Source organism: Niveispirillum sp., assembly GCF_017996735.1.
GTDB lineage: Bacteria > Pseudomonadota > Alphaproteobacteria > Azospirillales > Azospirillaceae > Niveispirillum.
On sequence record NZ_JAGOGJ010000106.1, the window covers coordinates 1 to 22232 of the forward strand.

Below are 22232 nucleotides of genomic sequence, written 5' to 3' on the forward strand. Positions count from 1 at the left end.
GGGCGGGGCGGGCAGGGCGGCGGCTTCACCGGCAGCCACGGGTTCCACATCCGGGGTGGCGGGGTCCGCGGCGGGCGGCACGGCCGTCTGTCCCAGATCGGGCAGTTGCGGCACCTCGCTGTCCTCGTCCGTGGTCGGACCCTCGGCCACGGGCGTGGTGTCGGTGGCGGGCAGCGGTGTCCCGGCATCCGCCACGATCGTGGGGGCAGGGGCGGGCAGGGGGCTGGTCCCGGCCGTGCCCACTTCTGGCACCGACGGGGGAGCCCCCTCCACCAGCGCCTCCACCTGACCGGCATTCAGCGTCGGTGTCGGTGTGGGCAGGGGTTCCACGACGGTGCCATCGCCATAGATCAGCTTGGACAGCCGTTCCGGCAGGGCCGGCACCAGATCGCCGACGGACCGGTTGGAGGCGGACAGCACGTACCAGCCGCCATAGACGGCCACGGCCAGCAGGGCCGACAGCAACAGCACGGCCCCGCCCGGCACGCGGCTTTCATTCACCGGCTCCGGGAAATAGAGTTCCGGGGCGGGTTCGTGCCCGGCCGCGTCCTGCTTGAAGCGCTGCAGCACGGCGCCGGGGTCCAGCCCCACGATCTGGGCATAGGAGCGCAGGAACCCCGTGGAATAGGCATGGCCGGGCAGGTCGCCCCAGCGCCCATCCTCGATCGCTTCCAGGAAGTTCAGGCGGATACGCAGGTTGGCGGCCAGATCGGGCAGGGCATAGCCCAGCGCCTCGCGCCGGGCCTTCAGCGCCTCTCCCACATGGCGGGGGCCGGCATGCGGATGCGGTGCCGTGTCGGCGGGGTCGGCGGTCACCGTTCCACCCTGGCGCATGTCGCGCATATCGTGCTTCTGGTCGCCCATGGTTCCCCGCCGGCTTGGCCTTGGCCTGATGTGCCTTGTCTTACCAACCGTGACCCCGTGGCGCAACCCGCCCGCCCGGGGAAGGGTTTATCCCAGAAGCACGCCGTGATCGGCCGCATAGGCCCTCAGATGGGGGCGCAGGCTGCGGGCCGGCAGTTGATAGAGCTGGTCCATATAGGCGGCCAGATCCCCCACATGCAGGGACCGCAGCATGCCCTTCACCTCAAAAAAGGCCGGCGCCGACATGGACAGGTGACGCATGCCCACGCCCAGCAGGGCCATGGCATCCAGCGGCTTGCTGGCCATCTCCCCGCACAGAGACAGGGTCACGTCCGCCTTCCCGCATTGTTCGACCAGCAATTTCAGCACGCGCAGCATGGCCGGTGACAGCAGGTCGTAGCGGTTATTCATCATCGGATTGCCGCGGTCGCAGGCGAACAGATACTGCAACATGTCGTTCGACCCGACCGACATGAAATCGACCAGCGGCAGCAGCGCGTCCAACTGGAACAGCAGGGCCGGCACCTCCATCATCACGCCGACCTTCAGGTCGCGCGGGCCCGGCTGGCCGCTGTCGCGCAGGCGTGCCACCTCCAGGTCCAGGATGCGGCGCGCCTGGATGAATTCGGCCACGGTGGCGATCATGGGGAACATGATACGCACATCACGCCCCGCCCCGGCCATCAGCATGGCGCGCAACTGCTTGCGCAGCATGGACGGACGGTCCAGCCCGATGCGGATGGCGCGCCAGCCCAGGGCCGGATTCTCCTCCCCCAGTTCGGGGAAGTAAGGAAGGGTCTTGTCGCCGCCCACATCCAGGGTGCGGAAATTGACGGGCTTGTCGCCCGCTTCCTCCAGCACCTTGCTGTAATTCTCGAACTGGGTCGCCACGTCGGGATAGGAGGGGCGGACCATGAAGGGGATTTCGGTGCGGTACAGGCCCACGCCATCCGCCCCTGTCGTCTTCAGATGCGGCAGGTCGATCAGCAGCCCGCAATTCAGCATCAGCTTCACCTCCTGCCCGTCACGCGTGACGGCGGGCAGATCGCGCAGCTTGGCATATTCGGCCTGCCGGCGCTGGCGCGCGGCCAGACTGGCGGTGAAGACGGCCTGGATGTCGTCGGCGGGGCGCACGAAGACCTGACCATTGTCGCCATCGACGATCAGGAAATCCAACGGCTCCACCCGGCGCAGAATGTCCGCCGCCTGTCCCACGACGGGGATATCCAGCGCGCGGGCCACGATGGCAACATGGGAATAGGCCGACCCTTCCTCCAGCACCAGGGCGCGCAGGCGGCGGCGGTCGTAATCCAGCAGTTCGGCGGGGCCCAGATTGCGGGCCACCAGCACAAATTCATCGGGCAGGGTGCCGCCCGTGGCCGCCACCGGCTTGCCGGCCAGATGCTGCAACAGCCGGTTGGTGATGTCGTTCAGGTCCAGCAGCCGGTCGCGGATATAGGGATCGGCCACCTGCGCCATGCGGGCGGAATTATCGTCCTGCACCCGCTGGACCGCAGCTTCCGCCGTCAGGCCGGACCGGATCGCCTCCCGGATGCGGTTCAGCCAGCCACGGTCGGCGGCAACCATGCGATAGGTCTGCATGATCTCGGCATGTTCGCTGTCGGCCTGGCCCACGGCGATCAGCATCTGGTCGATGGCCGAATGCATGCTTTCCACGGCCTCTTTCAGCCGCGCCAGCTCGGCCTCCGGATCATCGGCCACCATCTGCCGGATGGTCAGTTGCGGCCGGTGCAGCACGGCCACGCCCATGCCGACACCCCGGTTCAGGCTGGTCCCCTCCACGCGTGAGGGCAGCAGCACCAGATCATTGACCACCGACAATTCGCGGCTGTCGACCAGTTCGCCCACGACCACCAGTTCCGCCACGATCATGGCGATGGTCTGCAGTGTCTCCACCTCCTGCTCGTCATAGTCGCGGCGGTCCTTGTGCTGGATGGACAGCACGCCGCGCACGCGGCCCCCGCGCAGGATGGGCACGGCCAAGAAGCCGTTGAACGGGTCCTCCCCCGTTTCGGGGCGATAGGCGAAATTGGGATGGCTGGGCGCGTTGGCGAGCGCGATGGGCCGCGAATGGGCCGCCACATCACCGATCAGACCCTCGCCCACCCGCATGCGTGTCTTGTGGACGGCATCCTGGTTCAGGCCGATGGTGGCGAACAGTTCCAGCACCTCGCCCGCGCGCATGACATAGCAGGAGCAGACGTCGGCCGCCATTTCATGGGCGATGGTCATGACGATCTTGTCGAGCCGGTCCTGCGCCGAGCCGCTGCCCGCCATGACGTCGCGCAGGCGGGCCAGCAGGCGCCGTGCGCCGGCCACGGGATCGGGGCTCCGTCCCACCTCCGGCAGGATCGCCGGGGTGCCGCTCATCATCGTCATGGCCTGACCAATTCCATCCGCGAAGCACCAGGCCCGGCCCCCAGGATATGGGCGGCCGGTTGCGTATCCCTACCACAGGAAGCGCGGCATCACACGGATGGAATGGCGGTCAGGCGTGCTTAAATCGGGGTATGCCTGTTCATATACCCTTCGTCGCCGGGTTGTTCGCTGCCCCTGAAACGCCGGGCGCCGCCCTCCGGCGGCTTGGCTTACGGCGCATGGGCGCCGGGCCCGGCGGTCGCCGGCCTGTTCAGTGTTCCCTTAAGCGCTGGGCGCCAGCCTGTTTGCGCCGTCGCTGGCATCAGAAGCCGGCATAAACCTCGTCAAGCTCGGCATCGTTGAATGTGTAGGTGGCGTTGCAGAACTCGCAGCTTACGGCGACGACACCGTCGATCCGCATATCGTCCAGATCCGTGCGCTCGATGCTGCGCAGCGCACCCGTCACCCGCTCGCGCGAGCAGCGGCAGCCGGGGCGCAGTTCCCGGCGCTCATAGATGCGCGGGCTTTCCTCGTGGAACAGGCGGAAGATCAGCTCGTTCACCGACAGGGCCGGGTCCAGCAATTCATGCGCGGTCACGGTTTCCAGCAGCACGCCGGCCCGGTGCCAATCCTCTTCCCGCACGCCGGCCTGATGGTCGGCAAAGGTGCCGGCATTTTCCGGCGGCAGGGCCTGCAGCATGATGGCGCCGCCCACCCATTTGCCATCCGCGTCCTTCGACACGAAGCTCTTGATGGACGCGGCCAACTGTTCGGACTGCCGGAAATAATGGCGCACGGCGTCGGCCAGGGTGGCCCCGCGCAGTTCCACGATGCCCTGGTAGCGTTCGGTATGTTCGCCCTGGTCCACGGTAAAGGCGACATAGCCGGCCCCCAGCAGGGACCCGAGATCGGCCTTGAAGCCCTTATGTGTGCGCTGTTCGGCCAAGCGGTCGGCGTCGAAACGGGCATAGCCGCGCAGATCGCCGACCGAGGTGACGTCCGAGACCGTATAGGCGACGGGGCCGTCGCCCTTGGTCTGCAAGGTGAAGATACCGTCATACTTCAAGGACGAGGCCAGCGTCGCGGCCAGCAGAATGGTATCGGCCAGCAGGGGCGCCAGCTCGTCCGGGTAATTATGCCGCTTGATGATCTCATCCAGCGCCGGACCCAGCCGGATCAGCCGCCCCCGGAAGGAACTGCTGTCCAACTGGAACGGCTGGCAGACATCGAATTCGGCGGTCACGGTATTGGTATCGTGGCGGGGATGGCCCGCCACGGGGGGCTGGGAAGTCATCGGTTCAGGCACCAGGTCAGAATGCCCTTCTGGGCGTGCATGCGGTTTTCTGCCTCGTCCCACACGGCCGACTGCGGACCGTCGATGACGCTGGACGTCACCTCCTCCTCGCGGTGTGCGGGCAGACAATGCATGAATATGGCGTCTTTTTTCGCCAGACCCATGACGCGATCGTTTACCTGATAAGACTTCAGCAGATTGTGGCGGCGATGCGCATCCTTGTTGTGCATCGACACCCAGGTGTCGGTGACCAGGGCATCGGCGCCCGCCGCCGCCTCTTCCACATCGCGATGAACGGTGACGCGGCCCTTGTTGGCCTTGATCCATTCCAGCGTCTGGTGCGAGGGCGACAGTTCCGGCGGGCAGGCGATGCGCAGTTCGAAATCGAACGCCACCGATGCGTGGATCAGGCTTTCGCAGACATTGTTGGCATCGCCAGTCCAGCAGAAGACGGCATCCTTCACAGGGCCCTTGCGTTCCTCATAGGTCAGGATGTCGGCCATGATCTGCACGGGGTGCGAACTGTCGGTCAGGCCGTTGATGACGGGGACGGTCGCCGCCTCCGCCATCTCCTGCAGCTTCGCCTCATGGTCGGTGCGCAGCATGATGATATCGACATAGCGCGACAGGACACGCGCCGTGTCGCCGATCGTCTCGCCATGGCCAAGCTGGATTTCCTTGCCAGTCAGGCAGATGACCTCGCCACCCAACTGACGCATGCCCACCTCGAACGAGACGCGGGTACGGGTGCTGGGCTTTTCGAAGATCAGGGCCAGGGTCTTGCCCAGCAGGGGGCGCTCGGCCCCCTGTCCACGCTTCATGAAGGCCGCACGGCCCAGCATTTCGCGCAGTTCCTCGGTGCTGTGGTTATGAATGTCCAGGAAATGGCGGGGGGACGTGGGATAGGTCATTGCGCCAGCTCCAGGCAGGTCTTGTCGATGATGGAAACGGCCTCCGCGATCTCTGCGTCGCCGATGGTCAGCGGCGGCAGGATACGGATGACATTCTCGGCCGCCGGCACGGTCAGCAGGCCGTTCTCACGCAGGCGGGTCACCACCTCCGCGTTCGGCTTCACGCATTTCAGGCCCAGCATCAGGCCCTTGCCGCGCGCATCGGCCAGAACGGTCGGGTATTTGGCGACCAGCCTGTCCAGTTCGGCCTTCAGTTTCGCACCTGTTGCCTGCACCTGTTCCAGGAAACCCGGAGCGGTGATGACGTCCAGGACGGCGTTGGCAACGGCCATGGCCAGCGGATTGCCGCCGAAGGTGGACCCGTGCGTGCCCGGCACCATGCCCTTGGCCGCCTTCTCGCTGACCAGACAGGCGCCGACGGGGAAACCGCCGCCGATACCCTTGGCGATGGGCATGACGTCCGGGGTGACCCCGGCCCATTCATGGGCGAACAGCTTGCCGGTACGGCCGACACCCGTCTGGATCTCGTCAAACACCAGCAGCAGGCCGAATTCGTCCGCCGTGTCGCGCAGCGCCTTCAGATAGTCGTCGCTGCCCACCACGATCCCGCCTTCACCCAGGATCGGTTCCACCACGATGGCAGCCGTTTCCGGGGTGATGGCGGCGCGCAGCTCGTTCATGTTGCCGAACGGCACCTGATCGAACGCATCCAGCAGGGGGCCGAATCCGCCCACCATCTTTTCCGACTTGGCGGCCGCGATGGCGGTCGTGGACCGGCCATGGAAGGCGCCGCCCACCACGATGAAGCGGGTCTTTTCCGGATGGCCGGTATCATGCTGATACTTGCGCACCGTCTTGACCGCGCATTCGAATGCTTCCACCCCGGAATTGGTGAAGAACATCGTGTCGGCGAAGGTCAGGTCGCACAGACGCCGCGCCAGCTCCTCCTGGCCCGCCACGCGGAACAGGTTGGACGTGTGCCAGAGCTTGCCTGCCTGCTCGGTCAGCTTTTGCACCAGATAGGGGTGCGCGTGACCGAGCGCGTTCACCGCGATGCCGGCGGTGAAATCCAGGAATCGTCGGCCTGTCGTGTCCCAGATATGGGCGCCTTCACCCCGCTCGAACACAATGTCGATGCGGGAATAGGTGGGCATCACAACAGGGATCACGGCTGCAACTCCATCGAGCCATAGTCCGAAGCGAAACGGGCAGGATACCCGGACGCCGGAACCGCGGACTATTGGCTGCAAGGTTGCGCCTGTCAACGCACCCCCATGCATCCCTATCGTGACGTGGGCAAGAAGCGTTGCGGATTTAACCCTTTCAGCTTATGAATGAAACCGAAATGACGGGCCGTTTCCTTATGGTCTGTCCCAATAATGCCGACCGTCACCCGGTCCACCCTGGCGGAGTTGTTCAACCGATGCCCAACGATATCCTGGACCCGCGCAGTTTCCAGCGTCCCGGCCTGCATGGCATTGCCGAAGCGGCGGTTGAAAGCGGGCCCTCCACCGGGGGCATCACCACCATCTCCGCCGAGGCGCGCATCGAAGGGGCGAAGATTTCCCATTGCCACACGCTGCATGTGGCGGGGCGGCTGGTCGATGTGACCCTGAACGAGATCAAGATCCTGGAAATTGCCGAGGGCGGGCATTTCGAAGGTGTGGCCAAGGTCGAACAGATGCGCGTCAATGGCCGCGCCACAGGTACGCTGGAAATCACCGGCATCCTGTCCGTCGGGGAAACGGGGCAGGTGGATGGCACCATCCGCTATGGCCGCATCAATATCGCCGATGGCGGCAGCGTCACCGGCACTTTGCAGACGGGCAAGGCCCCCTGATATGCCCTGGGGGGGCATCGGCGGCCGCCAAGACCGCCGGATGCCAACCTGTTCCTCACATCCGGGTCCCCGTGCGCCACGCCCTTGTGTCGTGCGTGTGTCGTGACGGTGGGTCCTGCTGATCAGCCCTATAGCGCCAGCGCGGCTTCCTTGGCGGCGATCTGTGCGGCATATTCCGCCGCCAGGATCTTGTGCTGTTCAAGTTGTGCCGCGCGCTGCGTTGCGCTGGGCCGCTGGCTTTCGCTTTTCAACTGGCCGCATGCCGCCAGGATGTCATCCCCGCGCGGGCGGCGGATGGGGCTGGCATAGCCGGCCTCGTTCACATAATCGCTGAACTTCTCGATCTGCTCCCAATCGCTGCGCTCGAACGGCGAACCGGGCCAGGGATTGAACGGGATCAGGTTGATCTTCGATGGGATGCCACGGATCAGACGCACCAGTTCACGGGCGTCGGCCATGCTGTCATTGACACCCTTCAGCATGACATATTCCCAGGTGCAGCGCCGGGCATTGTTCAGGCCCGGATAATTGCGCACCGCGTCCATCAATTCCTTGATCGGGTATTTGCGGTTGATGGGCACGATCCGGTCGCGCAGCTCGTCATTCACGGCATGCAGCGACACGGCCAGATTGACGCCCAGTTCCTCGCCCGCCCGCTTCATCATGGGCACCACACCGCTGGTCGACAGGGTGATGCGGCGCTTGGAGATGGAGATACCTTCCCCATCCATGATGATCTTCAGCGCCTTGGCGACATGGTCATAATTATAGAGTGGCTCGCCCATGCCCATCATGACGATGTTGGACAGCATGCGCCCGTCCGGCGGGCTGGGCCATTCCTCCAGATGGTCGCGGGCCAGCATCACCTGTCCCACAATCTCATCCGCCGTCAGGTTGCGCACCAGGCGCTGGGTCCCCGTATGGCAGAAGCGACAGGTCAGCGTGCAGCCCACCTGGGAGGAGACGCACAGGGTGCCGCGATCCTCCTCCGGGATGTGGACGGCCTCCACCTCCTGCCCGTCATGCATGCGGCACAGCCATTTGCGTGTGCCATCGACGGATTTCAGATCCTTCACGGGCGTCGGACGGTCGACCACAAAATGCTCGGCCATCTTTTCGCGCGCCGGCTTGGCCAGAGTTGACATCAGCGCGAAATCGGTGACGCCGCGATGATAGATCCAGTGCCAGACCTGGCGCGCGCGGAATTTTTCGAATCCGGCGTCGACCAGCGTGCTTTCCAGCTCTTCGCGGGAAAGGCCGACAAGATTGATCAGGCCGTCGGTGCGGGCCGCCGGCGCGAAATTGCTGCTGTGATTTTCGATGCCCATGATCGGCTGTAGATGACGCAAGCCGGTCCCTCTGGCAAGGGGCCTTGGGACTGGGGGAGGCTTGCAGGGCGCGCAACCGACCGCCGCGACCGGGGGATGGGTTTCCAATATCCCGAAAGATCTACGCCCTTTGGAAAGGGTGGCTCGGCCCTTTTGTCATGCCGGTAAATATCAACCTCCGCCGCTGACATGGCTGGATCATTGACCTATGCGCAGGGTCAGGTGGACTTGTATGAACAGTGCTCCGTTTCATGCCATCCTCTCAGTATCTGTATCGTTTCCACAGACCCGTTCCGGTTTCCATAAAAATGTTCTCTCGGCAAACTGTTTTTGTTTTTCTTGCGGCGATGCTTCTGCTGCTCGCTCCCGTTCTGGTTGCAATGTCGGCGGTGCCGGCGGCGGGCACGACATTGGCGGTGCTGCTGCCCCCCTGGATGGGGCGCGACGCGCAGGTGACGGCGCTGGCCCTGACCGGCGTCGAACTTCGCGACGGGCGTCCCCTGGCGGGCCGGGGGCCACAGATCTGGCTGGTCCAGGTTCCGGACGATGAAAGTGCGCGCCGCCTGTCGCGGCTGCCGGCGCTGCTGATGTCCGGCACGCTGGTGGATTGCGGGCCGTCAAGGAAGAGTTGAGGAAGGAGAGGTCATCCCATGTCACCCATCGATCGTATCCGTTCCGCCGCGTTGATCCTTTTTGTGGCCTTCCTCTGGCTCTGCGTGCCGCTGACGCTGGTGTCGCTGATCCGGGGAGAGGTCGGCTGGGTCATGCCGCTGGTTCTGTCAGCACTGATCGCCGCCATCGGCACCGGGGCCCATGTCACCCGCATGGCCCGGCCGGCGATCGATTACCTGATCGCCGTCCTGGCCATCGGGCAGGTGTCGGTGGTGGTCGCCGCTTCGGCCGGCCCGTGGCAGATCGACAGCCATTTCCTTTATTTTGCCGTGCTGGCCATGCTGACCGCGTTCTGCAACTGGCGCGTGATCCTGGTGGCGGCGGGCGTCACGGCGGTGCATCACCTGACCCTGTCCTTCCTGCTTCCCTCCCTGGTCTTTCCCGACGGACAGGGCAGCCTGCTGCGCGTCATCGTGCATGCGGCCGTGGTGATCATGGAGACGGGCGTGCTGCTCTGGCTCTCCTGGAACCTGGAGAATTCCTTCCTTTACAGCGAACAGGCTCGTGCCAAGGCAGAGCAGGCGGCCGTCGAGACGGAGCGTCTGCGTGACGCACAGTTGAAGGCGGCCGAGGCGCAGCGGGCTGAACGCGTGGCCCTGCGCAAGGCGCTGGCCGACCGGTTCGTGGTGGATGTCGAAAGCATGACCCTCCGGCTGGACGGAGCCGTGCGCGCTCTGAAGGAGGAGGCGGGACTGTTGGACCGTTCGGTGGCAAGCACCGGCCAGATGACGCAGGAGGCCCGGTCGGAGGCGGAGGAGGCCACGGGCCATGCGGCCGCCGTGGCCGCCGCCGTGGAGGAAATGGCCGCCAGCATCGCCGAGGTCGCCCGCACCGCCACCGGTGCCGCCACTCAGGCGCGCAGCACGGCGGGAGAGGTGGGGCGTGTGCGCGAAAGGGTCGCCGAACTGTCGGAAACCGCTGCCCGTATCGGCAGTGTCGTGCAACTGATCGCCGATATCGCGGGTCAGACCAATCTGCTGGCCCTTAATGCCACCATCGAGGCGGCGCGGGCGGGTGAGGCGGGCAAGGGCTTCGCCGTCGTCGCGTCGGAGGTAAAGAGCCTGGCCACCCAGACCGGCCGCGCGACGGAGGATATCAGCCGGCAGGTGGCGGAGATCCAGGCCGCCACCCGTGCCGCCGTGGACGCCATTGCCAGTGTGGCCGATGCCGTCACGGGGCTGGACAGCGGTGCGGGCGAAATCTCCGATGCCGTGCAGCAGCAGGAAGCCACCGTCGTGGAGATCAGCCGGTCGATCCAGACCGTGTCGCTGCGCACCGCGTCGCTGGGCTCCGTGGTGTCGCGGATGGCCGACATGACGGCCGGCATCGCCGAAGCCGTGGGTAAGACCAATGAGACGGCAGAGGATGCCGAACGTCTGTCGGGCGACATGAACCAGCGGCTGGACGGCTTCATCCGGGAACTGCGCGACGCTGCCTGATGTCTATCGCCGAAGCCCCCGGCACAGGTCCAGATATTCGGGATGGTCCGGCGTCAGCCAGCCATGCCGGATCAGGAAATCGATCACCGTCAGGTTGACGTTGAATTTCCAGTCGTCGCTGTCGCGCACGCTGGCGGCGACACGGGCCAGGGGCCAGAGTTCGAACCGCTCCACCTCCCCGTCGGTATTGCGGGGCACAAAATCGGCGGGCAGTTCCAGATCGTAGAGGAACAGGACATCGGGTTTCAGCCCCTTGTCCTGTTCCATCAGATAGGTGATCACGCCCACCGGCGCCGCCGTCATCGCCATCTCCCGCGACAGGCCCGCCTCTTCCCAGGCTTCCTTGACCAGATTGTCGGCCAGGCTGAGGCCCGCCGGCTGTCCGCCGGCCACCAGATTGTCGTACTGGCCGGGGGCCACGCCCCGATCCATGGCCCGCTTGCCGACCCAGAGATGAAGGCCGTCGGGCGCGCGGACGAAGCCATTGACATGCAGCCCATAGGCCGTGATGCCGAAAAACGGCACGGCGGCGCGGTCCATCTCCATCAGCACGGGCCGGCCCCAGCTTTCCGACACGGCGTACATTTCGCGGCGAAGCCTGGGGATGGTGCCATCCGCCACCAGCCTGTCCAGGGCCGCGGCCACGGCCCGGGTCCGCGCCTCCGGCCCGGTCAGGCCGGGATGCAGGGCAACCCCGCCGGCATCCGGCACAAAGGGCGCTCCCAGCGCCAGAAGCTGTTCCATGAAGCCCAGCCGTACCTGGCCGACAGTGATGCCGGCGATGGAGAAGGGGCGGAATCCCGAAAGGTCATGTTGGTTGCAGGCCCGGACATGGCGCAGGAACCCCGTCGCATGGCGGTCATTGGCGTGCATACCGGACATCATGATATCTCCAGGCGCGACCGGGCGGTGGCCGGCAGCGGTGCGGGCCGGATGCCGATCTGGCGGGGACGGAACAAGGTCATGGGCTCTCCCGGCTGTATGTGCCGTGCGCCCTCATACCAGAAACCGGCCCCTGAGTCGCGACGGTGCAGCGATTTGCCTCTCTTTGCCCCTGGGCGCCGGGTTCGTCCCGCGCTATATGGTTTGGCATGAGCGGCTTCATGATCTTCCTCATGGTCCTGGCCATGATCGCCACGCTGGCTGTGCTGGTGATCGGGCTGTTCGCCATGGCGCGCGGCGGCGACTTCAACGCCAAATACGGCAATAAGCTGATGTGGTGGCGCATCCGGCTGCAGGTTGCGGCCGTCGTGCTGTTCGCCCTGGCCTTCATGGCTTCCTGACCCTTACCGACAGCAGGGCACCGATGGTTCGCCTGACCCGTATCTATACCCGTGGCGGCGACAAGGGGCAGACGTCCCTGGGCGATGGCAGCCGCGTTCACAAACATGCCCTGCGTGTTGCCGCCTATGGCACCGTGGACGAGGCGAACGCGGTCCTGGGCCTGGCCCGGCTTCATACCGGGGCGGCGGCGGATGCCCCCGTCCTGGTCGAAGCCGACGCCATGCTGGCCCGCATCCAGAATGATCTGTTCGACCTGGGTGCCGATCTCTGCACACCGGAGACGGAGAATCCCCCATACCCGCCCTTGCGCATCGTTGATATCCAGGTCGACAGACTGGAGTCGGAGATCGATCGCATGAATGCCGAACTGGCGCCGCTCAACAGTTTTATCCTGCCCGGTGGCAGGCCCGCCGCCGCCTGGCTGCATCAGGCGCGCACGGTGGCGCGCCGGGCGGAACGCGAGATGACGGAACTGGCGCTGACGGAGACAGTGGGGGCGCCGGCGCTGAAATATATCAACCGCCTGTCGGACCACCTGTTTGTCCTGGGCCGCTGGCTCAATGACAAGGGCGCGGCGGACGTGTTGTGGGTACCGGGTCTGACGCGGGGGTAAGCCCGTTCCGTCCCCGCAAAACGCGCTTGAAATCCACGATATGCTTGATATCTTCCCATTACGTAAAGGGAAGTTGTGGGCTTGAGGAAAATGCGGGTTGGTAACGAAATTTCATTTTCACGTTACCGGACGCACACTATTGACATGTGCAATGCAGCAATTCTAAGGTCCGAGCCCGATTGTCGGGCTGGACGGCAGGCGTTGATTGCCCAATCTTAGGCCCAGGTTAAAAATGGCTGAACGCCAGGGTAAACAGGCGGGGACCATCCACCGCCGGCTATCATGCGAGGGGATCGCCAATGAAAGTCCTAGTCGCCGTTAAGCGTGTCGTTGACTACAACGTCAAGATCCGCGTGAAGCCTGACGCCAGCGGTGTCGAGCTTGCGAATGTGAAGATGTCGATGAACCCGTTTGACGAGATCGCGGTTGAAGAAGCCGTTCGTCTGAAGGAAGCGGGCAAGGCGACGGAGATTGTGGTTGTATCGATCGGCCCTGCGGGCGCGCAGGAGACGATCCGGACGGCGCTGGCCATGGGCGGCGACCGTGGCGTTCTGGTGCAGACCGATGCCGAGGTGCAGCCGCTGGCCGTCGCCAAGCTGCTGAAGGCGGTGGTGGCGAAGGAAGCGCCGGATCTGGTGATCCTGGGCAAGCAGGCCATCGATGATGACAGCAACCAGACGGGCCAGGCCCTGGCCGCCTTGCTGGGCTGGGCGCAGGGGACGTTCGCGTCCAAGGTGGCGCCGGCCGATGGCAAGATTGCCGTGACGCGTGAGATCGATGGCGGTCTGGAGACGGTGGAGCTGAAGCTGCCGGCGGTGGTGACCACCGACCTGCGCCTGAACGAGCCGCGCTATGCCTCGCTGCCCAACATCATGAAGGCGAAGAAGAAGCCGATCGAGACGGTGGCCCCCGACGCGCTGGGCGTTGACATCGCTCCGCGTCTGACGGTGCTGAAGGTGACGGAACCGCCCAAGCGCAAGGGTGGGGTCAAGGTCGCCTCGGTGGCCGAACTGGTCGCCAAGCTGCGCGACGAAGCCCGCGTCATCTGATCGTCCCTTCCGTCTTCAAAGGATAAGCAACATGAGCATTCTGGTTGTTGCGGAGCCGTCGACGGGTTCCGTGAAGAAGCCGACGCTGACCACGCTGGGCGCCGCCGCGAAGATCGGTGGCGAGACGCATGTGCTGGTCGCCGGTTCGGGTGTGGGTGAGGCCGGTGCCGCGGCGTCCAAGGCTGCCGGCGTGGCCAAGGCCCTGCTGGCCGACAGCGCCGAATATGCCAACCCGCTGGCCGAGAATTTCGCGCCGCTGGTGGTGGCGGCCGTGAAGGCGGGCGGGTACAGCCATGTGCTGTTCACGGCCACGACCTTCGGCAAGAACCTGGCCCCGCGCGTGGCGGCCCTGCTGGATGTGCAGCAGATCAGCGAGATCAGCGCGGTTATCGACGCCGACACGTTCGAACGCCCGATCTATGCCGGCAATGCCATCGCAACCGTAAAGTCGTCGGACGCGATCAAGGTGATCACGGTCCGCGGCACGGCGTTCGAGGCGGCGGGCGAAGCCGGTGGCGCCGGTGCCGTTGAAACCATCGCGGCCACGGGCGATGCCGGCCTGTCGACCTTCGTGTCGGCGGAACTGACCAAGTCGGAACGTCCGGAACTGACCTCTGCCCGCGTCATCGTCTCCGGCGGTCGCGGCATGCAGTCGGGCGACAATTTCCCGCTGCTGGACGCGCTGGCCGACAAGCTGGGCGCCGCCGTCGGGGCGAGCCGCGCGGCCGTCGATGCCGGTTTCGTGCCCAACGATTATCAGGTCGGCCAGACCGGTAAGATCGTGGCCCCGGAACTGTACATCGCCGTCGGCATCAGCGGCGCCATCCAGCATCTGGCCGGCATGAAGGACAGCAAGGTCATCGTCGCCATCAACAAGGACGAAGAGGCCCCCATGTTCCAGGTCGCCGATTACGGCATCGTCGGCGATCTGTTCAAGATCGTCCCGGAGCTGACGGAAGCGCTGGGGTAAGGTTGTGATAGCGCGCCGGGGTCCGCCCCGGCGCGTTTTTCATGGCGGTATTGGACAAATGTCCCCGGTACGGGGGTGGCCTGTCCGTGCGACAGTAGGTTTGTGGTTTCCAACCCTGAAATGGGGACAGCGATGATCGAGAAGGTTGGGATTATCGGGGCGGGTCAGATGGGCAGCGGCATCGCGCAGGTCAGCGCGGTAGCGGGCCTGTCGGTGGCGATTTCGGACATCAATGCCGAACAGCTTGCCAAATCCGTCGCCGGCATCGCCAAGAATCTCGACCGGCAGATCGCCAAGGGCAAGCTGACGGCAGACGAAAAGGACGCGGCGCTGGCCCGCATCGCCACCTCCACTGATCTGTCTATCTTCAACGACAGCGATCTGGTGATCGAGGCGGCGACCGAGTCGGAGGATGTCAAGCGCCTGATCCTGAAGGCCCTGGTCCCCAACCTGTCGCCCACCGCCATCATCGCCACCAATACCAGCTCCATCTCCATCACCCGTCTGGCGGCATCGACCGACCGGCCGGAAAAATTCATCGGCATGCATTTCATGAACCCCGTGCCGGTGATGCAACTGGTGGAGATCATCCGCGGCATCGCCACCGATGACGACACGTTCCAGTCGATCAAGGCGCTGACGGTCCGACTGGGCAAGACGGCGGCCATCGCCGAGGATTTCCCCGCCTTTATCGTCAACCGCATCCTGCTGCCCATGATCAACGAGGCGGTCTACACCCTGTATGAGGGTGTGGGCGGAGTGGAAGCCATCGACACGGCCATGAAGCTGGGCGCCAACCACCCGATGGGCCCGCTGGAACTGGCGGATTTTATCGGCCTGGACACCTGTCTGTCGATCATGCAGGTCCTGTATGAGGGGCTGGCCGACAGCAAGTACCGTCCCTGCCCCCTGATGGTGAAATATGTCGAGGCGGGCTGGCTGGGCCGCAAGGTCGGTCGCGGCTTCTACGACTATTCCGGTCCGACCCCGCGCCCGACGCGGTGAGGGATGGATTTAGCCCCTCACCTCCCCTATCTTGTGGGTAGGGAGATATTATCATGCCCGCATCCAACCGTGCCGCACATGAAACCAAGCGCAGGACTTCCCTGCGTGATGCCGGGTTGCGCCCGGTCCGGATTTGGGTTCCCGATACAACGCGCCCCGGATTTGCAGAGGAGTGCCGTCGGCAGTCCCTGATTGTTGCCCGCGCAGACGCCGCAGACAACGAATTGCTGGATCTGCTGGATGACGCGCTGACTGATCTGGATGACACGTCCGCATGAGGCGCGGTGATCTCGTCACCGTTGCGATGCCCGGTGACTTTGGCAAGCCACGCCCCGCTCTTGTCATCCAGGCTGACCAGTTCGACAACACCAGCACGCTGACCCTGGCTTTACTGTCGGGTACCCTGGTGGATGCGCCTTTGATACGCCTTACTATTGCACCCACCACCGCGAATGGCTTACGGAAAACCTCCCAGATCATGATCGACAAGATCATGACGGTTAAACGTGAGCGGGTGGGCAGCGTGTTCGGCCGGGTGGAGGACGACATATTGTTGGCAACCAACCGCCTCCTGGCGTTGTTCCTTGGCTTTGCCTGACGGAGGGGTTCGATATTCCCTTCGCCCGATGCTACGCTTGTTCCGGTCTGAAGTGGTTTGGGGAGAAGCTGGTGGGTTCGGTCTTTTCGCGTGGGTTTGCCGTTGGTCTTCTGAGCTGCCTTCTGGCCATCACCTCCCCCGTCCTGGCTGCCCGGGACTTCACGGCGGCGTTGCAGCAACGGCTGGCGGGCGGCGTCAATACGCCTCAGAACGACCGCGACAGCCAGGATCTGGCCACGCTGGACAAATTCTACGACCAGCGCAAATTCGCCCCCGCCTGGATCGACCATGGTAAGCCGACGGCCAAGGCCGGGCTGTTGCTGACCGCGCTGCAGAAGGCGGCGCAGGACGGATTGAACCCCGCCGATTATGGCGTGGCCCGCATCACCACCCTGATGGAACGCGGTGACAGCCCCGACGCGCTGGCGGAACTGGAAGTGCTGCTGTCGCACGGCGCCCTGGATTATGGCCGTGATCTGGCCACGGGCCGGCTGGCGCCCATGTCCATCGACAGCGAGCTTTATGTCGAAAAGCGGGAGATCGATACGCTGGCCCTGCTGAACCGGCTGGCCGGTGTCGAGGATGCAGGCGCCGAACTGTCAGCATTGCCGCCGCGCCGGTCGGAATATCAGCATCTGAAGGGCGCGTTGCAGCAATACCGGGAACTGGCGGCGGCCGGAGGGTGGAAGCCCGTGCCCATGGCCGATATGTCCCTGAAACCCGGCGGCAATGACGACCGCCTGCCGGCCTTGCGCGCGCGCCTGGCCGTCACGGGCGAACTGCCCGTCGATGCACCGGTGCCGGAAGATCCGACCCTGTTCGACGACGCCACGATCGAGGCCCTGAAGACGTTCCAGGCCCGCCACGGGCTGGAACCCGACGGGGTGCTGGGCAAGCAGACCCTGCTGGCGCTGAATATCACGGCCGATCAGCGCGCGGCCCAGATCGCCATGAACATGGAACGCTGGCGCTGGATGCCCATCGACATGGGCCGGTCCTACATCCTGGTCAATCTGGCGGCCTTCCACCTGTCGATCTTCGACCAGGGCAATGTGGTGCATGAGGCGCGGGTGGTGGTGGGCACCAGTTCCACCCGTACCCCCGTCTTTTCCCGCAAGATGTCCTATCTGGAGGTCAATCCCTATTGGCATGTGCCGGCCAAGATCGTCCGGGACGAGATTTTCCCCAAGGCGAAGAAGGACCCTTCCTATCTGGCCAAGCAGGGGTACGAGCTTCTGTCCGACTGGTCGGAAACGGCGGTGCCGGTGGACCCGCACAGCCTGGACTGGGCCCATATGACACGCCTGCCCTATCGTGTCCGTCAGGTGCCGGGCGACAAGAACAGCCTGGGCCGCATCAAGATGATGTTTCCCAACGAATTCGACGTGTATCTGCATGACACCCCGTCCAAGAACCTGTTCAACCGTGCCAACCGCAGCTTCAGCCATGGCTGCATCCGGGTGGAGCATCCGTTCGACGTGGCGGAAACTATCCTGCGCCTGACGGGCACGGTGGACTGGCCACGCACCCGCCTGGATGAGGCGCTGGCCAGCGGTCAGCGCACCATCGTGCGCCTGAAACAGCCCATTCCCATCCATATCTCCTATGTCACGGCCTTTGTGGCCAATGACGGATCGGTGAATTTCCGCTCCGACATCTACGGCCGCGATCGCAAGCTGGCCACGGCCATGCGGGCATCGCGCGTGAAATGGGACGCGGTGGAGGCCGAGGCCCGGCTGGCCCCCGGCGGGGCCGCCGCCGGACGGGCCACGGACAGCGGAACCCGCTGACCCGGCGGGGGTAAATCCTTAAGAGATAGGGAAGGAAATAGGCCGGAAGGGTGGATTTCTGCTTGCACCCTCTATGCCGTTCTGCCAGAAGTGCAATTGTGTCCTGCTTGTGGCGCAGGGGCATTTGGCGAAATCAGGAAAGAGAGTGTCCCCGGCGCAACGGTCGCGGGGGGTGCCTGACGGGGCGAAGGAGATTGGGGCATGGTGGCACGGCCGAACACGACCGACCTGACCATTGGACAGATGAACGCCGTCCCCCCGGATTCCCCCTCCCCTTCCTGTTCTTCTGTCGACCTTGGCGTTGAAACCGGCCGCCGCGGCTTTCTGCGTGGTTTGGGCGGTTTGTTCCTGGGTGCAGGGGCCGCCATTGCCGCTCCCACCATTCTGACCAATCCGGCCGATGCCGCCCCGGTCAGCGCACCGCGCCGGCAGCTTTCCTTCGTGTCGCTGCACACCAACGAAAAGCTGAAGATCACTTATTTCAACAATGGCACCTATGACCGGTCGGCGTTGAAGGATGTGAACCATATGCTGCGCGACTGGCGCACGGGTGAGATCGGGACCATGGACCCGAAGCTGCTGGACCTGCTGTTCCAGCTTCGCCAGCGCCTGCGCACCGAGGAGCCGTTCCAGGTCATTTCCGGCTATCGCTGCCCCAAGACCAACGCCATGCTGGCGTCCCGGTCGGAAGGGGTGGCAACCAAGAGCCTGCACATGGAAGGCAAGGCCATCGACATCACCATGGCCGGCCGGCAGTTGAGCCGCATCCGTCAGGAGGCGCTGAAACTGCGCCTGGGCGGCGTCGGTATCTACAGCCAGACCGGCTTTGTGCATGTCGATACCGGCCGCGTGCGGCAATGGGGCGTGTGACACACCTGCAAAGAACCAGGATTCCGCCGGCCCGCTTCTGATAGGATGCGGGCCGTTGCATTTTCGGGCGGAGGCTGGATTGCGCCTGCATCGTTCGGTATCGCTGTCGCTGGCCCTGCTGCTCTGGTCAGGCCCGGCCTTGGCCGCCGATAAGCATCAACACAGCGCCGCCCCCGCCCCGCAAAGCCTGCGCCACCCGTCCAAGGGGACGCCGCAGCCCATCGGCAGTTACGCCAATGGCTGCGTCCGTGGCGCCGATGCCCTGCCTGCCGATGGGCAGGGGTTTCAGGTGATGAACCTGTCCCGCCACCGCAATTACGGCCATCCGCTGCTGCTGGCCTATCTGAAGGCCCTGGCCGGAGAGGTGGAGCGGGAGGGGCTGGGCATCCTGTCCGTGGGTGACATGTCCATGCCGCGGGGCGGCCGTATGCCGACGGGCCATGCCAGCCACCAGATGGGTCTGGATGCCGATATCTGGTTCGCGCTGGACCTGGGCCGCCTGCCCGTAGCGGAACGCGAGCGGGAGGATTTCGCCACCATGGTGGATACCAAGGCCCAGCGCGTGAACACCAATTTCGGCCCGGCCCAGGCCCGGCTGGTCAGGCTGGCGGCCGCCGCCCCCCATGTCACCCGCATCTTCGTAAACCCTGCCATCAAGCTGGCTTTGTGCGAGGGGGAGACGGGCGACAAATCCTGGCTGCGCAAGGTACGGCCCTGGTTCGGCCATGCCGCCCATCTGCATGTGCGTCTGGACTGCCCGCCCGACGCCAAACAATGCGAGACGCAGGAACCCCCGCCCGAGGGCGATGGCTGTGGCGAGGAACTGTTGAGCTGGTTCAAGCCGCCGCCGCCCAGCACCGGCTCCGCCCCGCCGCCAAAACCGCCACCCCCGCCGCCCGCCGCCTGTCTGGCGCTGTATGCGGAGAAGGATTGACGCGATACCCGCGCCCAACCTGGATATTATGATTGTTTGGTGACCGCAAATTCCGGCCATTCGCGGGCCACGACCTCTCCATCCGTGGCCCAGATATGGCAGGTATCCAGCATGGGTGGGCGGCGACGGGGCGGCGGTGTCTCTCCCCGTACGACCATGGCGGCACGGGCCTTCTTGTCCAGATCCTCCAGATAGGGGGCGATGGTCTGGAACGCCGTCGTCGCGACCGGCCCCAGCAATTCTACCAGATGGGTGCAGCCCTCCACCCCGCCCAGCCGTTCCTTGACGGCGGCCGTCCAGCCGCTGGCGATCGACAGCCCCACCAGCCGCTGGAAATTATCCGTGATGGACGGGCACATCCGATAGGGCGCGGCATCCGTCACGGCTGTCACGGCGGTCACCGTCAACCGGTTGTCCAGCGTCAGGCGTATCCACATTTCATGGATCGGGTCGCCCGCCGGCACGGTCCGGCCATCCCGCAGAAAATCATAGGATTTGCGGTCGGTGATGTGACCTTCGATATCCCACAGCCCGTCGGCCCGGCGATAGCCGTTGCAGGTAACCTGACGGGTATGGATCGGCTCCCGCGCGGCATCCGGGGGCGGCAGGGGCATGGAACGACTCCGGGTTCTGGAACAAGGTCCGTATCTTGGGCCGCCAGCCTGCGGCGGGTCAAGCGTGGTGCTTACCAATTCGTAAGGCGGTGCGCCCTGCGGCATGGAAGGGCTGACGCATCGGCCCTTCGCGCCGCCGCTGTTCCGCGTTAAACCTGCGCCCGTCCCTTTATCTTTGGAGCCTTTCCGCCATGCGCCCCACCGACCGCGTCTTCGTTGCCCTGGACATGCCGGAGATCGAGGGGGCGAAAGCCATGGCGGCCATGGTCAAAGGATTGGTGGGTGGGGTGAAGCTGGGCCTGGAATTCTTCATGGCCCAGGGGCCGGCCGGCATCCGCGAGGTCATCGCGGCCGGTGACCTGCCGCTGTTCCTGGACCTGAAGCTGCATGACATCCCCAACACCGTGGCCGGCGCCGTGCGGTCCGTCGCACCGCTGGCGCCGACATTTCTGACCATCCATGCCGGTGGCGGGCCCGCCATGATCCGCGCCGCCGCCGATGCCGCGCGGGAGGAGGCGGCGCGCCTGTCCCTGCCGCGCATGCGCATCCTGGCCGTCACGGTGCTGACCAGCCTGTCGGACGAGGACCTGACTGCCGTGGGGCAGGCTGTGCCCGCGGCCGATCAGGTGCGGCGTCTGGCCGGCGTCGCCCATGCCAGCGGGGCCGATGGCATCGTCTGTTCCCCGGCAGAGGTGGCGCTGCTGCGCCGTGACCTGCCGGCGGATTTCACCCTGATGGTGCCGGGCATCCGCCCCACCTGGGCCGCCGCCAACGATCAGAAGCGGGTGATGGGCCCGCGCGATGCGGTCGCCGCCGGGGCCGATCATCTGGTGATCGGCCGGCCCATCACGGCCGATGCCGATCCGGCCGCCGCCGCCCGCCGCATTGCCCAGGAACTGGACGCATGAGTATGGTGAAGGCCAAGATCTGCGGGATCAGCACGCCGGAGACCATGCAGGCCGCCCTGGATGCCGGGGCGCGCTGGGTCGGGCTGGTGTTTTTTCCGAAATCGCCGCGCAATGTCTCCATCGCCACCGCCGCCGAACTGTCGCGCATGGTGGGCACGGGCACGCGCGTCGTGGGCCTGTTCGTCGATCCCGGTGATGATCTGCTGGACGACGTCACGGGGCAGGTGCCGCTGGACCTGATCCAGCTTCACGGCGGCGAGACGCCGGACCGCGTGGCCGCCATTCGCGCCCGTTTCAACCTGCCGGTCATGAAGGCGCTGAAGATCGGGGATGCCGGCGATCTGGACGCGGCCACCGCCTATGAGCCGGTGGTGGACATGCTGCTGTTCGATGCTAAGCCGCCCAAGGGGGCCATTCTGCCTGGTGGCAATGGGGTTGCCTTCGACTGGTCCTTGCTGGCTGGCCGCGTCTGGCGGAAACCCTGGATGCTGTCGGGTGGCCTGGACCCCGCCAATGTTGCCGGGGCGATCCGCGCGACGGGGGCCATGGCCGTCGATGTCTCGTCCGGCGTCGAAGAGGCGCCGGGACGGAAAAGCCCGGACCTGATCCGGGCCTTCCTGGCGCAGGTCGCCGCAACCGGGGAGTAAGCCTATGCATCCGCCCGCCTTCACCCCGCCGCCCGGCGGTACCCCAGCTGCCTTCGGCCCGCCGGGCCTGTGGTTGCGGGCGCGGCGGCTGGATGATGCGGCGGCCATGTGCGCGATGGTCGCGATGCCAAAATTCCGCCATGGCACCCTGCGACCGCCCTTTCCCAGTGTGGAGGGCACCTGCGCCTGGATGGAAAAGGGCGGACCGGACGATATGCATATC

The 22232-nt window shown here is 65.3% G+C and carries 24 protein-coding genes; 16 read left to right on the top strand and 8 right to left on the bottom strand.

Annotation, left to right across the window (positions count from 1 at the left end; genetic code table 11):
• The 5 genes from KBA48_RS24510 to KBA48_RS24530 all read right to left on the bottom strand — a co-directional run.
• The coding region (locus KBA48_RS24510) for a helix-turn-helix domain-containing protein (RefSeq protein ID WP_292911334.1) at window positions 1-864 on the bottom strand (864 nt) is incomplete at its 3' end.
• An 87-nt stretch (window positions 865-951) separates the two neighbouring features.
• Complete coding sequence (gene ptsP, locus KBA48_RS24515) at window positions 952-3162, bottom strand: phosphoenolpyruvate--protein phosphotransferase (protein ID WP_292911355.1); 2211 nt, start codon at window positions 3160-3162, stop codon at window positions 952-954.
• Between the two features lie 403 nt (window positions 3163-3565).
• On the bottom strand, window positions 3566-4537 hold the full coding sequence (locus KBA48_RS24520; protein WP_292911335.1) for an Hsp33 family molecular chaperone HslO: 972 nt from the start codon (window positions 4535-4537) through the stop codon (window positions 3566-3568).
• The gene (gene argF, locus KBA48_RS24525; RefSeq protein ID WP_292911336.1) at window positions 4534-5448 is read right to left on the bottom strand and encodes an ornithine carbamoyltransferase; all 915 of its coding nucleotides are present in this window, start codon (window positions 5446-5448) and stop codon (window positions 4534-4536) included. The genes KBA48_RS24520 and argF overlap by 4 nt, the downstream gene beginning before the upstream one ends.
• The gene (locus KBA48_RS24530; protein WP_292911337.1) at window positions 5445-6617 is read right to left on the bottom strand and encodes an aspartate aminotransferase family protein; all 1173 of its coding nucleotides are present in this window, start codon (window positions 6615-6617) and stop codon (window positions 5445-5447) included. The genes argF and KBA48_RS24530 overlap by 4 nt, the downstream gene beginning before the upstream one ends.
• A 254-nt stretch (window positions 6618-6871) precedes the next feature.
• Between KBA48_RS24530 and KBA48_RS24535 the strand changes: the two genes are divergently transcribed.
• Window positions 6872-7288: a polymer-forming cytoskeletal protein gene (locus tag KBA48_RS24535; RefSeq protein ID WP_292911338.1), complete on the top strand. Its 417-nt coding sequence runs from the start codon at window positions 6872-6874 to the stop codon at window positions 7286-7288.
• 128 nt (window positions 7289-7416) lie between these two features.
• Here the strand turns inward: KBA48_RS24535 and rlmN are convergent, their stop codons facing one another.
• Window positions 7417-8616 (bottom strand): 23S rRNA (adenine(2503)-C(2))-methyltransferase RlmN, encoded by a 1200-nt coding sequence (gene rlmN, locus KBA48_RS24540; RefSeq protein WP_292911339.1) that lies wholly within the window; start codon window positions 8614-8616, stop codon window positions 7417-7419.
• 347 nt (window positions 8617-8963) lie between these two features.
• On the opposite strand from rlmN, the gene KBA48_RS24545 reads away from it, so the two are divergent.
• The gene (locus tag KBA48_RS24545) at window positions 8964-9248 is read left to right on the top strand and encodes a hypothetical protein (protein WP_292911340.1); all 285 of its coding nucleotides are present in this window, start codon (window positions 8964-8966) and stop codon (window positions 9246-9248) included.
• 18 nt (window positions 9249-9266) lie between these two features.
• Complete coding sequence (locus KBA48_RS24550) at window positions 9267-10727, top strand: methyl-accepting chemotaxis protein (RefSeq protein ID WP_292911341.1); 1461 nt, start codon at window positions 9267-9269, stop codon at window positions 10725-10727.
• Window positions 10728-10730: 3 nt separating this feature from the next.
• Here KBA48_RS24550 and KBA48_RS24555 read toward each other — a convergent pair whose 3' ends face one another.
• A complete protein-coding gene (locus KBA48_RS24555) occupies window positions 10731-11612 on the bottom strand; it encodes a DUF4743 domain-containing protein (RefSeq protein ID WP_367273873.1) in 882 nt (293 codons plus the stop codon).
• Between the two features lie 218 nt (window positions 11613-11830).
• Between KBA48_RS24555 and KBA48_RS24560 the strand changes: the two genes are divergently transcribed.
• From KBA48_RS24560 to mepA, 10 genes are all read left to right on the top strand, one after another.
• Window positions 11831-12010 (top strand): twin transmembrane helix small protein, encoded by a 180-nt coding sequence (locus tag KBA48_RS24560; protein ID WP_292911342.1) that lies wholly within the window; start codon window positions 11831-11833, stop codon window positions 12008-12010.
• Window positions 12011-12033: 23 nt separating this feature from the next.
• A complete protein-coding gene (locus KBA48_RS24565; RefSeq protein WP_292911343.1) occupies window positions 12034-12624 on the top strand; it encodes a cob(I)yrinic acid a,c-diamide adenosyltransferase in 591 nt (196 codons plus the stop codon).
• Window positions 12625-12923: 299 nt separating this feature from the next.
• Complete coding sequence (locus KBA48_RS24570) at window positions 12924-13673, top strand: electron transfer flavoprotein subunit beta/FixA family protein (protein WP_292911344.1); 750 nt, start codon at window positions 12924-12926, stop codon at window positions 13671-13673.
• Window positions 13674-13704: 31 nt separating this feature from the next.
• The gene (locus KBA48_RS24575; RefSeq protein ID WP_292911345.1) at window positions 13705-14643 is read left to right on the top strand and encodes an FAD-binding protein; all 939 of its coding nucleotides are present in this window, start codon (window positions 13705-13707) and stop codon (window positions 14641-14643) included.
• Between the two features lie 132 nt (window positions 14644-14775).
• Window positions 14776-15648, top strand: coding sequence for a 3-hydroxybutyryl-CoA dehydrogenase (locus KBA48_RS24580; RefSeq protein WP_292911346.1), 873 nt, complete (start codon window positions 14776-14778; stop codon window positions 15646-15648).
• Window positions 15649-15701: 53 nt separating this feature from the next.
• Complete coding sequence (locus KBA48_RS24585; RefSeq protein ID WP_292911347.1) at window positions 15702-15926, top strand: antitoxin MazE family protein; 225 nt, start codon at window positions 15702-15704, stop codon at window positions 15924-15926.
• The gene (locus KBA48_RS24590; RefSeq protein ID WP_292911348.1) at window positions 15923-16246 is read left to right on the top strand and encodes a type II toxin-antitoxin system PemK/MazF family toxin; all 324 of its coding nucleotides are present in this window, start codon (window positions 15923-15925) and stop codon (window positions 16244-16246) included. Before KBA48_RS24585 ends, KBA48_RS24590 begins: the two co-directional genes overlap by 4 nt.
• 71 nt (window positions 16247-16317) lie before the next feature.
• The gene (locus KBA48_RS24595; RefSeq protein ID WP_292911349.1) at window positions 16318-18036 is read left to right on the top strand and encodes a L,D-transpeptidase family protein; all 1719 of its coding nucleotides are present in this window, start codon (window positions 16318-16320) and stop codon (window positions 18034-18036) included.
• Between the two features lie 201 nt (window positions 18037-18237).
• Window positions 18238-18906 carry a DUF882 domain-containing protein gene (locus KBA48_RS24600; RefSeq protein WP_292911350.1) on the top strand — a complete coding sequence of 223 codons (669 nt, stop codon included), beginning with the start codon at window positions 18238-18240 and terminating at the stop codon, window positions 18904-18906.
• A 79-nt stretch (window positions 18907-18985) separates the two neighbouring features.
• Window positions 18986-19840, top strand: a complete 855-nt coding sequence (gene mepA / locus KBA48_RS24605; protein WP_292911351.1) for a penicillin-insensitive murein endopeptidase — start codon at window positions 18986-18988, stop codon at window positions 19838-19840.
• Between the two features lie 26 nt (window positions 19841-19866).
• Here mepA and KBA48_RS24610 read toward each other — a convergent pair whose 3' ends face one another.
• A complete protein-coding gene (locus KBA48_RS24610; protein WP_292911352.1) occupies window positions 19867-20454 on the bottom strand; it encodes a DUF2889 domain-containing protein in 588 nt (195 codons plus the stop codon).
• A 191-nt stretch (window positions 20455-20645) separates the two neighbouring features.
• Here KBA48_RS24610 and pyrF point away from each other — a divergent pair, with 191 nt between their 5' ends.
• The 3 genes from pyrF to KBA48_RS24625 form a co-directional block, all read left to right on the top strand.
• Window positions 20646-21362 carry an orotidine-5'-phosphate decarboxylase gene (pyrF, locus tag KBA48_RS24615; protein ID WP_292911353.1) on the top strand — a complete coding sequence of 239 codons (717 nt, stop codon included), beginning with the start codon at window positions 20646-20648 and terminating at the stop codon, window positions 21360-21362.
• 2 nt (window positions 21363-21364) lie between these two features.
• The gene (locus KBA48_RS24620) at window positions 21365-22009 is read left to right on the top strand and encodes a phosphoribosylanthranilate isomerase (RefSeq protein ID WP_292911357.1); all 645 of its coding nucleotides are present in this window, start codon (window positions 21365-21367) and stop codon (window positions 22007-22009) included.
• 4 nt (window positions 22010-22013) lie between these two features.
• On the top strand, window positions 22014-22232 hold a 219-nt coding region (locus KBA48_RS24625), incomplete at its 3' end, for a hypothetical protein (protein WP_292911354.1).